Below are 13,338 nucleotides of genomic sequence, written 5' to 3'. Positions count from 1 at the left end.
CGCCCTTGAGCCACTCGCGCTGCCAGCGCGCGTAGTCCGTGTACTGGAGCGGCAACTCCGCCAACGGGCTCGGCTCTCCGCGCGAGAAGGCCCCATACAGCGCCGCCAACTCCTGGAAGAGGAGCCCCGCCGACCAGCCGTCGAAGACGATGTGGTGCACCGTCAGCAGCAGCACGTGCTCCCGCTCCCCCAGGCGCAGCAGCGTCGCTCTCAGCAGCGGCCCTCGTGACAGCTCGAACGGCCGGCCGGACTCCTCCGCCGCGAGCCGCTCCACCTCTTCGCTCCGTGGCCCCGCCTCCAGTGCCGACAGGTCCACCGGCGCCAGGGGCAACCGCAGCGGCCCGGAGAGGCACAACACCGGCTCGCCCGCCTGGCTCTCGAAGGAGGCCTGGAGGACTTCATGCCGGCGCACCACCTCTTCCAACCCGCGCTCCAGCGCCGCGACGTCGAGCACGCCCTCCAGCCTCAGTGCGTAGGGAATGGTGTAGGCCGTGCTCCCCGGCTGGAGCTGCTCCAGGAACCACAGCCGCTGCTGGGCGAAGCTCAGCGGCAATGGCCCTTCCCGACCGCCCGCCTGGAGGACGGGGGCTCCCGGCGCTCCCACCTCTCGCGCGGCCTTCCGTGCGGACGTGATGCGCGTGGCCAGCGCCCCGAGCGTCGGCGCCTCGAAGAGGGCCCGCAGCGGCAGCTCCATGCCCAAGCTCTTGCGCACCCGCGACACGAGCTGCGTGGCCAGCAGCGAGTGCCCGCCCAGCTCGAAGAAGTCGTCGCGCCTTCCCACGCGCTCGACGCGCAACAGCTCGCGCCAGAGGCCCGCCAGCTCCTTCTCCACCGGCCCCTCCGGCTCCACGTACCCCGAGGGGCGCGCGGGCACGGACGCGAGGGGCGGCGGAGGCACCGCCCGGAGTCCGCCCTCCAGCAAGCGCGGGAGCGGCTCATCCGGCCGACCCACCACCGTGCCGAGCAGCACCTCCAGCTCGGTGGCCATCCGCGCCACCGTCGCCGCGTCGAAGAGGCAGGCGTTGTAGCTGAACACGCCCTCGAGCCCCGTCTCCGTCTCTTCCAGGGAGAGGGTGAGGTCGAACTTCGAGCTGCCACGCAGCACGTCGAGCCCGGTGAGTGTCAGGCCCGGCAGCTCCAGCCGCGTCCGGGGCGTGTTCTGGAGGACGAACATCACCTGGAAGAGCGGCGAGTGCCGCAGCTCTCGCACCGGCCTCAGCTCCTCCACCAGCTTCTCGAATGGCACCTCCTGGTGCGCGTACGCCCCCAGCGCCACCTCCCTCACCCTCGCCACCAGCTCCCGGAACGTCGGCGCCCCTCCCACTTCCGTGCGCAGCACCAGCGTGTTGACGAAGAGGCCCACCAGCCCCTCCACCTCCGCTCGCGTGCGGCCCGCCACCGGCGTGCCCACCGCGATGTCCTCCTGTCCGCTCCACCTCCCCAGCAGCGCCTGGAACCCCGCCAGCAGCACCATGAACAGGCTGCCCCCCTCGCGCTGGGCCAGGGCTCGCAAGGACTCCACCCGCTCCAGCGACAGGGAGAGCCGGTGCACTCCCGCCCGGAACTCCGGCACCTCGGGGCGAGGCCTGTCCAACGGGAGGTTCAGCACCGGCGGGCTGCCCGCGAGCTGCCGACGCCAGTACGTCAGTTGCGCCTCCAACGCCTCGCCCCGCAGCCACTCCCGCTGCCAGCGCGCGTAGTCCGCGTACCGCAGCGGCAGCTCCGCCAGGGGGCTCGGCTCGCCGCGCGAGAAAGCCCCGTACAGCGCCGCCAGCTCCCGCACGAAGATGCCCGTGGACCAGCCGTCCGTGACGATGTGGTGCATCGTCAGCAGCAGCACGTGCTCGGTCTCCCCCAGGCGCAGCAGCAGGGTCCGCAGCAGCGGCCCCTCCGACAACACGAAGGGCCTCCGGGCCTCCTCTTCCGCCCGCTGGAGTACCTCCGCCTCACGCGCGTCCGTCGCCAGCCCGGAGAGCTCCACCCGCCCGAGCGACACCCGCGCCCGCGCCTCCACGTGCGCCACCGGCTGGCCCTCGCGCTCCTCGAACGTCGTCCGCAACACCTCGTGCCGCTGGACGAGCTCCTCCAACCCGCGCTCCAGCGCCTGGACGTCCAGGGCCCCCGTCAACCGGACCGCATAGGGGACGTTGTACGCCGCGCTCCCCGGCTGGAGCCGATCCAGGAACCACAGCCGCTGCTGGGCGAAGCCGAGGACCGGCTCCTCTCCCGGCCGCGCCACCAGGGGCGGCGGGGCCCCGGCTCCCGTCGCGAGCCGCGGTGCTTCCTCCACCCGGCGGGCGAGCGCCTCCAGCGTCGGCGCCTCGAAGACGGCCCGCAGGGGCAGCTCCACCCCGAAGGTGCCGCGCACCCTCGACACGAGCTGCGTGGCCAGCAGCGAGTGCCCGCCCAGCTCGAAGAAGGAGTCCGTCACGCTTACACGCTCCACGCCCAGCGTCCGCGTCCACAGCTCCGCGAGCCGCCGCTCGGCGTCCGTGCGCGGCGCGACGAAGCCCTCGCTCCTCGGCGCCACTCCCGGCAGCGGCAGGGCCTTCCTGTCCACCTTGCCGCTCGGCGTGAGCGGGAAGGCGGGCAGCTCGACGATCGCCGCCGGCACCAGGGGCTCGGGCAGGCGCGTCTTGAGGAGCGTCCGCAGCGCGGCGCCATCCACCGGCGCCGAGGCCACCACGTACGCCACCAGCCGCTGATCTCCCGGGCCGTACTCGCGCACCAGGGCCACCGCCTCCCGCACCGAGGGCTGCTCGCGCAGGGCCGCCTCCACCTCGCCCAGCTCGATGCGGTGGCCGCGCAGCTTCACCTGGAAGTCCACGCGCCCGAGGAACTCCACCGTCCCGTCTACCAGCCACCGGGCCCGGTCTCCCGTGCGGTACAGCCGCGCGCCGGGCTGCCCGCCGAACGGATCCGGCACGAAGCGTTCGGCCGTCGCGTCCGGACGCCCGAGGTACCCGCGCGCCAGCCCCGCTCCACCGATGTACAGCTCGCCCGCGACGCCCACGCCCACCGGCTGCCCGTGCCTGTCCAGCACGTACAGCCGCACGTTGTCGATGGGCCGGCCCAGCACGGGGCGCGCCTGCTCCGCCGTGATGGGACACACCGTCGCGTCCACCGTGCACTCGGTGGGGCCGTACACGTTGAAGCCCCGCACCGCCCGCGAGGCCGCCAGGCGCCGCCACAGCGTCTCGGAGATGGCCTCGCCGCCAATCAGCAGCGTGACGGGCCGCGTGGCCTCCTCCAGCCAGCCCGTCTCCACCAGGAGCTGGAGCTGCGAGGGCGTGCAGTCAAAAACATCCACCCGCTGGTGCTCCAGGTACTCGCGCAGCGCCTCGCCGTCGAAGCGCACGGACTCCGGCGTCACGTCCAGCGTGTGCCCGCGCAGGAGCTGGAAGAGCTGCTTCACCGACGTGTCGAAGGACACCGAGCCGTTGACGCTCACCCGCTGCCCCGGCCCCATTGGCGCGTACACCGCGCGGTGCAGCGCCTCGACGAGGTTGGCCACCGCCCGCTGCCGCACCATCACCGCCTTGGGACGGCCAGTGCTGCCCGAGGTGTAGATGGCATACGCCAGGTGCTCCGGCCCCGCGCCGCCCGGCACCGGGGACGTCGGCTCACCCCGCAGCGCCTCCGCTTCGGCGTCCAGCCGCAACAGCCGTTTCCCGGGCCCCACGAGCCCCTCGGCGGCCGCTCCCGCCGTCACCACCACCCCGGCTCCCGAGTCCTCCAGCATGTACCGCAGCCGCTCGGGCGGGTACCCCGGATCCAACGGCACGTACGCGCCGCCAGCCTTCAGGATGCCCCACAGGCCCACCACCAGCTCCACCGAGCGCTCCACGCACAGGCCCACGCGCTCGTCCGGGCCCACGCCCATCCGCCGCAGCCGGTGCGCCACCTGGTTGGCCCGCGCGTCCAGCTCGCGGAAGGTGAGCCGCACCGAGCCCATCACCACCGCCGGAGCCTCCGGCGTGCGCGCCACCTGGGCCTCGAACAGCGCCGCGAGCCCCTCCCCCTCCCCGCGCTCCACCGCCGTCGCGTTCCACTCGCGCAGCACCCGCCCGCGCTCGGCCTCGTCCAGCGGCGACAGCTCCGCCACCGGGCGCTCCGCCGCCTCCGCCATCCCCAGCAGCAGGCGCTCGAAGTGCGCCAGCAGCCGCTCCGCGTCCACCGCGTCGATGCGGCGCTCGTCATGGAAGAGGTGCAGCGTCAGTCCCTGGTGGGGATTGACGATCAGCACCAGCGGGAAGCTGTCGAGCTCGAAGCTGCGCACGCCGCGGATCTCCAGCCCGGACCCCGCCCCCAGCGTGTTGTCGAACTGGAGGTTTTCCACCACCACCAGCGTCTCGAAGAGCGGCGTCCCGAGCGGCACCTCGCTCCAGCGCTGCACCTCCACCAGGGGGCTGTAGTCATGCTGCCGCATCTCCAGGAGCCAGCCCTGGAGCTCCCGCAGCCACTCGCCCACGGACTGCTCACGCGGAACGCGCGCACGCACCGGGAGCGTGTTGATGAACATCCCGATCGTCTCCTCCACGCCCGGCAGGGTCGCCGGACGGCCGGAGACGGTGTTGCCGAAGACCACGTCCTCCTCGCCACCATGGTGGCGCAGCAGCAGGGCCCAGGCGCCCAGGATGCAGGTGCTCAGCGTCACCTTGTGACGGCGCGTGAGATCCTGGAGCGAGGCGATCCGCTCGGACGACAGGTGGGCCCGCCGCTCCCGTCGCAGGGGCACCCCGTACGAGACGGGCCCGCGATCCACTCCCACGCGCGTGGGCGACGTGAAGCCCGCCAGCGACCCACGCCAGAACTCCCGGGCGGCGCCCAGCTCCTGGCGCTTCAGCCACGCGATGAAATCTCGATACGGACGTGCCTCGGGCCACCGTGGCGCGTCCCCGACCACCAGCGCCCCGTAGCGGGTGAACACCTCGCGCAGCAGCAGGGGCATGGACCAGCCATCCAGCACCAGGTGCGAGTAGCTGAAGACGAACCGCCACGTCTGCTCGCCCAGGCGCAACAGGGCGAGCCGCAGCAGGGGCGCGCGCTCCAGCTCGACGCCCCGGCGCCGATCCGCGTCAATCCACGCGACGAACCGCGCCTCCAGCTCCGAGGGCGGCACCTCGCGCCAGTCCTCCGAGCGGATGGGGAGCTGCACGTCCCGCATCACCAGTTGCAGCGGCTCCTCCAGGCCCTCCCACAAGAAGGCCGTGCGCAGGCCGGGGTGGCGGGCCACCGTCTCCTGCCAGGCGCGGGCGACGGCGGTGACGTCCAGCGGCCCGTGGAGTTCCCAGGAGAGCTGGTTGAGGTACATGTCCGCGCTGGCGGCGTGGAGCACGTGGAAGAGCAGTCCCGCCTGGAGCGGAGAGAGGGGGTACAGGTCCTCGATGTTCCGGCGGCGCAGGACATCTCCCCGCGCCACCCGCTCCACCAGCGCCTCCAGGGCGTCCTGGCCGAGCGTCACGAGCGGGAAGTCGGACGGAGTGAAGGACTCCCGGCCCTCGGGGGCTCGGCCGGAAGCGCGCGCCACCGGCTCCTGGACGGGGGCCTCGGGCGCGGAGCCGATCACCGCGGCGAGCCGTGCGATCGTCGGTTGGGAGAAGAGCTGCTTCGCGGTGAGGCGGATCCCCGCCGCCCCGGCCCGGGAGATGATCCGGATGGCGAGGATGGAGTCGCCACCCAGCTCGAAGAAGTCATCGTGGATGCCCACCCGCTCGTGCCCGAGCACCTGGGCCCACACCTCCGCCAGCGCGCGCTCCACCGGAGTGCGCGGCGGCTCATGGGCAGAGGGCGTCTCTCGCGCCTGCTCCGGCGCGGGCAGCGCCTTGCGATCCACCTTGCCGCTCGTGTTGAGGGGCAGCGCCTCCAGCGGCACGAAGGCCGCGGGCACCATGTACTCGGGAAGCCGCTCGCGCAACCGCTCGCGCAGCTCGCGCGCCGAGGGGGCTGGCCCGCCCGCCCTGGGGACGACGTAGGCCACCAGCCAGGGGTCGCCTTCAGCCCGCTTGCGCAGCACCACCACCGCCTCGCCCACCGAGGACTCCGCGCGCAGGGCCGCTTCAATCTCCCCCAGCTCGATGCGGAACCCGCGCAGCTTCACCTGCTCGTCGGCCCGGCCGAAGAACTCCAGCTGCCCGTCCGGCATCCACCGCACCACGTCACCCGTGCGGTACATCCGCGCACCGGGCTCGTCCGAGAAGGGATCCGACAAGTAGCGCTCGGCCGTCAGCTCCGGCCTCCCGTAGTAGCCCCGGCTCACGCCCGCGCCGCCCACGTACAGCTCCCCGCGCACTCCCAGCGCCACCGGGCGCAGCTCCGCGTCCAGCACGTAGAGCCGCGCTCCGCCAATCGGCGGACCCAGGGGCGTCACCGACGCGCCCGGCTCGCAGGTGGCCAGGGTCGCGCACACCGTTATCTCCGTGGGGCCGTACGCGTTGATGAAGCGCCGCCCCGCTCCCCAACGCTTCGTCAGCCTCGGGTTGCAGGCCTCACCGCCCGACAACACGGTCTCCAGCAGCGGCAGCTCCTCGGCGGGCGTCACCTCCAGCACCGAGGGCGTGAGCATGACGGAGGTGATTCGCTGCTCGCGCAGCAGCCGCGCCAGGTCCGGTCCGGGCTGGATGGCCTCACGCGAGGCCAGCACCAGTGCCGCTCCCTCGAGCAGCGCGGCGTAGGTCTCCGACACGGACGCATCGAAGCTCGCCGAGGCGAACTGCAACACCCGCTTGCCCGGACCCACGGCCCAGGCCCCTCGCGAGGCCCGCGCGGTGTTGCAGATGTTCCGGTGCGTCACCATCACGCCCTTGGGCCTGCCCGTCGAGCCCGACGTATAGATGATGTAGGCGAGCTGCTCGGGGTGCACCCGCACCTCGGGGGCCGTCCGGGGAGCCCCGGAGAGCGCCTCGAGGCCCGTTGGCGCGTCCAACACCACGCGCGGCACGTCCAGTCCCTCCAGCCAGGCCGAGGTCCGCGACTGCGCCAGCACCGCGTCGGCCGCGCAGTCCTCCACCAGCGAGCGGAGCCGCGCCGCCGGCCACGCCGGATCCACCGGGACATACACGCCGCCGGCCTTGAGGACGCCCAGCATGGAGACGATGAGCTCCAGGGAGCGTTCCAGGCACAGCACCACCCGGGACTCCACCCTCACCCCGAGCCCCCGCAGGTGGTGCGCGAGCTGGTTGGCCCGCGCGTCCAGCTCCGCGTAGGACAGCCCCTGGGAGCCGAACACCAGCGCTTCCGCGTCCGGCGTGCGCGCCACCTGCTCCTCGAAGAGGCGGTGGAGGACGGACGGCTGCGTGGACGGCCCGCCCGCCACGCTCCACTCCCGCAGCAGCCGGTGCCGCTCGGCCGCATCCACCGGGGACAGCTCGCCCAGCCGCTGCTCGGGCCGGGAGGCCATGGACTCCAGCAGGTGGCGCAGCTGCCCCAGCATCCGGTCGACGTGGGCCGCGTCGAAGCGCGCACGCTCGTGGGCGAGCTCCAGCCGCAGCTCGCGCCCCGGCACGGCGACGAGCGTCAGCGGGTGGTGATCCGCCTCGGCGGCGCGCACGTCTCGCACCTCCAGCGACGGCAGCGACGCGGTGAGCGCCGCATCCACCGGGTAGTTCTCGAAAACCATCAGGCTCTCGAAGAGCGGTGTGCCCGGGGGCACCTCACTCCAGCGCTGCACCTTCACCAGTGGCGAGTGCTCGTGCTGACGCATCTCCAGCAGCCAGGCCTGGAGCCCCTTCAACCAGGTGACGAGCGACTCGTCCCCGGGCAGGCGCACGCGCACCGGCAGCGTGTTGATGAAGAGGCCCACCATGCCCTCCACGCCGGACAGCTCCGGTGGGCGGCCCGACACGGTGGTGCCAAAGACGACATCCTTCGTCCCCGCGTGGTGGCCGAGCAGCAGCGCCCACGCGCCCTGCACCACGGTGTTGAGCGTGAGCCCGTGCTGGCGCGCGAATGCGTTCAGCGCCTCGGTGGTGGCGACGGACAGGTGGACCCGCCGCGTCGCTCGGTCGGCGCCAGCCTCGTCCGGGAGCGCGGTGCCGCGCCCCAGGTCGGTGGGCGCGGAGAAGCCCGCGAGCGAGCGCCGCCAGAAACGCTCGGACTCCTCCAGGCTCCGTCCCTGAAGCCACCCGATGTAGTCGCCGTAGGGCCGCGTCGGCTCCATCCGCGGCGACAGCCCCCGCGAGAGCTGGTCATAGAGGGCGAAGACGTGGCGGATGACGAGGGGAACGGACCAGCCATCCAGCAGGAGGTGGTGGTGGCTGAAGACGAAGCGGTACGCCGCGTCCCCCATCCGCAGCAGGGCCACCCGGCACAGCGGCGGCGAGGACAGCTCGAAGCCCCGGCGGCGATCCGCCTCCAGCCACGAGGTGAAGCGCGCCTCCTGCTCGGAGGCCGATACCCCACGCCAGTCCTCCTGGAGGAGCGGCAGCTCCACGTCGCGGAGCACCACCTGCAGGGGCTCGGCGACCCCCTCCCAGAGAACGGCCGTCCGGAGAATCGGGTGGGCCTCCACCACCTGACGCCACGCCCGTGCGAAGGCGGAGAGGTCCAGACTCCCCCGCAGCTCGCAGGAGAGCTGGTTGAAGTACAGGCTCGCGCCCTGCTCCCGCAGGACGTGGAAGAGAATTCCCTGCTGCAGCGGGGAGAGCGGATACAGGTCCTCGAGGCTCCGCTGGCCGCGCGTGCCTCCGCCCGCCACCTGCTCCACCACCGCATCGAGCCGCGCCTGATCGAGCGCCGCCAGCGGGAAGTCGACCGGGGAGAGGACACTCCCCGCGTCCTCGGCCGTGCAGCGCCCGAGGAGGACTCGCAGGGCCTCCAGGAAGCCGCGTGCCAGGGCCTCCATCGTCTCCCGCATATAAAGGTGTTCGCCGTACGCCCAGGAGAGCTGGAGACGCCCTCCGGCCACGAACGCGTTGACGCCGATCCGATGGGAGCGGCGGTCCCGCGGCTCCTGGGTCGGGCCCGCGGACTCGGAGGTCAGCACGAGCGGCGACTGTGCCGGGAGCACGTTGTCCAACTGCCCCAGGTAGTTGAAGGACACCTCCGAGGCCGGGATCGCACCCAGCCGGGCGGCCAGCGCCTCATCCCGAGCGAGGTAGCGCAGCACGCCGAAGCCCAGGCCGCGCCGGGGAACACGCCGGAGGGCTTCCTTGGCGGCCTTGAGCCCCGACTCGGGCGTCCGCCCATCCCCCGAGGACAGCAGCACCGGGTACAGGCTGGTGAACCAGCCCACGGTGCGCGACAGGTCCACGCCCGAGATGACGTCCTCGCGCCCGTGCCCCTCCAGGTCCACCTGCAGGCACGGCGCGCCCGTCCAGCGCCGGAAGGACTCCACCAGCGCCGCCAGCAGGACCTCCTCCACGCGCGCGCGCCAGGCTCGCGGCACTTCCTGGAGCAACAGCCGCGTCTCCTCCGCGTCCAGCTCCACCCGCACCAGGCGCGCGGAGCCCTCGGAGTCCTCGCCTCCGGGCAGGTCCACGGGCAGGCGGGAGGCGCGCTCCCAGGGCAGCTCCAGCCAGTACGCCGCATCCTCCCGCGCGGCTGGCGTCTGGGCATACGCCTCCAGCCGCTCCGCCCACTGCTGGAAGGACGTGGTCTTCGGGGGCAGCCGCACCGGCCCGCCCGCCTGGAGCTGGGCTCCCGCCATGACGAGGTCCGTCAGCAGCACCCGCCACGAGACGCCGTCCACCACGAGGTGGTGGATGACGATCAGCAGCCGCCTCGGCTCCCCCGCGCCGAAGTCGTACAGCACCGCCCGCGCGAGCCTCCCCTCCTGGAGCTCCAGCGAGGCCTGCGTCTTCGCGGCATGGGCCTCCAGGGCCGCACGGCGCCCGGCCGGATTCAGCCCGGAGAGCTCCACCTGCTCCAGCGGGAGCCGCCCCTCGGAGCCGCCATGCTCCTGGCTCCACCCCTCGCCACTCCGGGAGAAGCGCAGGCGCAGCACATCGTGGTGCTGCAACAGGTGCTGGAGCGCCTGCTCGAGCAGCGCCGCGTCCCACGGCTCGCGCACGGCCAGGAGCAGCGCCTGGTTGTAATGATGCGGGTTCACCCGCTCCTGCTCGAAGAACCAGCGCTGGATGGGCGTGGACACCACCGGCCCCGTCACCAGCGACTGCTCGGCCGTGACTCCGGGCGCCGAGTCCGCCACGGCCGCGAGCCGGGCGATCGTCTTGTGCGAGAAGAGCTGCTTGACGGTGACGTGGAGGCCGGCCTGCGCGGCCCTCGAGATGATCTGGATCGCGAGAATGGAGTCCCCGCCCAGCTCGAAGAAGTCGTCGTGGATGCCCACCCCCTCGTGCCCGAGCACCTGGGCCCACACCTCCGCCAGCGTCCGCTCCACCTCGTCGCGGGGGGCGACGAAGGGCCGTGCCTGCGCCGCGGGCGTGGCGTCCGGGGCCGGCAGCGCCTTGCGATCCACCTTGCCATTGGGCGAGAGCGGCAGGGCCTCCAGCGCCACGAAGGCCGCGGGGACCATGTGCGCGGGCAGCCTCTCCTCGAGGAAGGCGCGCAGCGCGTCGGCACCGAGCGCCCGAGGCTCGCCCGTCACGTACGCCACCAGTCGCCTGACGCCGGGGTTGTCCTCGCGGACCACCACCACCGCCTCGCGCACCGCCGGGTGTTTCGCCAGCGCCGCTTCCACCTCGCCCAGCTCCACACGGAAGCCGCGCACCTTCACCTGCGAGTCCCGCCGCCCCAGGAACTCCACGCTCCCGTCCGGCAGGTAGCGGGCCAGGTCCCCGGTCCGGTACAGCCGCGCGCCGGGCGAGCCGCTGAAGGGATGGGGAATGAAGCGCTCCGCCGTCAGCTCCGGCCGGCGCAGGTAGCCGCGCGCCAGCCCCTCGCCGCCGAGGTACAGCTCGCCCGGAACGCCCACCGGCACCGGCTGGAGCGACGCGTCCAGCAGGTACAGCTGGGTGTTGGAGATGGGGCGACCGATGGGGACCGTCCGCCCGAGGCCCGACGAGGGGCAGCGCGCGGAGGTGGCGTCGATGGTGGCCTCGGTGGGGCCGTACAGGTTGACCAGGGTGGCCGAGGGCAGCTGCGCACGCAGCCGGTGCTCCAGCTCGACGGGGAGCGCCTCACCGCCGCAGAAGAGCCAGCGCAGGCTCGTGGCCCGGGACAGCCCTCCCACCTCCAGCAGCACCCGCAGCAGCGACGGAACGAGCTGGAGCACCGTCACCTGCCCGCGCGCCACCGCCTCCAGGAGCGCGACGCCGTCCCGGTGTGCATCGGGCGCGGCGATGACCAGCCGCCCGCCGGACATGAGCGGAGCCCAGCACTCCCAGACCGAGGCATCGAAGCTGAGGGGGGTCTTCTGCAGCACCCGATCCGCCGGCCCGAGACCGAACGCGGAGAGGATCCACGCCATGTGGTTGCCCAGCGCGCGGTGCGTGATGACGGCACCCTTGGGCTGGCCGGTGGAGCCGGAGGTGTAGAGGACGTAGGCCGCGCTGTCGGGGCAGGTGCCCGCGTCCGGCGCGGGGCGGGAGGGCTCCTCCGGCCACTCCGAGTCCAGGCAGAGCGTCGGCGTGCCCTTCAGGACGAGCCGCTCCACCAGGTGCCGCTGGGTGAGCAGCACCGCGGGCGCGGAGTCCTCCAGCATGAAGGCCAGCCGCGCGGGAGGATAGCCGGGATCCAACGGCACGTAGGCTCCGCCGGCCTTGAGGATGCCGAGCAGTCCCACCGCCATTTCCAGCGAGCGCTCCACGCACAGGCCCACCCGTGTCTCGGGGCCCACGCCGCGCTCGCGCAGCGCGTGGGCGAGCTGGTTGGCGCGCCGGTCCAGCTCCCGGTACGTGAGCTGCTGTCCCTCGAAGTCCACCGCCACCGCGTCCGGCGTCCGCTCCACCTGGGCCTCGACGAGCTGGTGGATGCAGAGGTCGCGGGAGTAGTCGGCCCGCGTGTCGTTCCACTCCACCAGGAGTTGGCGCCGCTCCCGCTCGGAGAGCAGCGACAGCTCGCCCAGCCGCTGCTCCGGCCGGGAGGCCATGGACTCCAGCAGGTGGCGCAACTGCCCCAGCATCCGGTCGATGTGGGCCGCGTCGAAGCGCGCGCTCTCGTGACCGAGCTCCAGCCGCAGCTCACGCCCCGGCACGGCGACGAGCGTCAGCGGGTGGTGGTCCGCCTCGGCGACGCGCACATCTCGCACCTCCAGCGAGGGCAGCGACGCGGTGAGCGCCGCATCCACCGGGTAGTTCTCGAAAACCATCAGGCTCTCGAAGAGCGGTGTGCCCGGGGGCACCTCACTCCAGCGCTGCACCTTCACCAGCGGCGAGTGCTCGTGCTGACGCACCTCCAGCAGCCAGTCCTGGAGCCCCTTCAACCAGGTGACGAGCGGCGCGTCCGCGGGCAGGCGCACGCGCACCGGCAGCGTGTTGATGAAGAGGCCCACCATGCCCTCCACACCGGGCAGCTCCGGTGGGCGGCCGGACACGGTGGTGCCAAAGACGACGTCCTTCGTCCCCGCGTGGTGGCCGAGCAGCAGCGCCCATGCGCCCTGCACCACGGTGTTGAGCGTGAGCCCATGCTGGCGCGCGAGCGCGTTCAGCGCCTCGGTGGTGGCGGCGGACAGGTGGATCTTCCGGGAGGCGCGGCCGGACGTCGGCGAACCGTCGATGCCCGGGAAACCCCGCCCCAGCTCGGTGGGCACGGAGAAGCCCGCGAGCGACTGGCGCCAGAAGCGCTCGGACTCCTCCAGGCCCCGCTCCTGGATCCACTCGATGTAGTCGCGGTAGGGCCGCCCCTGCTCCGCGCGCGGCGAGTGGCCCCGGACGAGGCTCTCATAGAGGACGAACACCTGCCGGATGAGCAGGGGAACGGACCAGCCGTCCAGCAGGATGTGGTGGTGGCTGAAGACGAAGCGGTACGCCGTGTCCCCGGTGCGAAGCAGCGAGAGCCGCAGCAGCGGTGGCGTGCCGAGCTCGACGCCCCGGCGACGATCCGCCTCCAGCCAGGAGGTGAAGCGTGCCTCCTGCTCGGAGGCCGGAGTCGCGCGCCAGTCCTCCTGGACGAGCGGCAGGTCCACCTCGTTGAGCACCACCTGGAGGGGCTCGTCCACGTCCTCCCAGACGATGGCGGTGCGGAGGATGGGGAACGCCGCCACCGCCAGCCGCCAGGCCTCGGTGAAGGCGGAGAGGTTCAAGACCCCGCGCAGCTCGCAGGAGAGCTGGTTGAAGTACAGGCCCGTGCCCTGCTCCCGCAGGACGTGGAAGAGCATCCCCTGCTGCAGCGGGGAGAGCGGATACAGGTCGGAGATGTTGTCGCTCATTTGGTCTTCTTGCCGAACTTCGCGGAGAGCTTGTCGAGTTGGTTCTGCTTCACCTTCGCCAGCTTGAAGTC

General features: G+C 72.7%; 1 protein-coding gene. It reads right to left on the bottom strand.

What is annotated here, in order from left to right; all coding sequences use genetic code 11:
• Nucleotides 1–13,267 (bottom strand): amino acid adenylation domain-containing protein (locus VF697_RS19265; protein ID WP_331097079.1); only part of this gene is annotated, 13,267 nt, incomplete at its 3' end.
• Between the last annotated feature and the right edge of the window lie 71 nt (nt 13,268–13,338).

Origin of the sequence: Archangium sp., from assembly GCF_036388035.1 — a bacterium.
GTDB lineage: Bacteria > Myxococcota > Myxococcia > Myxococcales > Myxococcaceae > Archangium.
This window is presented reverse-complemented; position numbering and strand designations above follow the sequence as displayed.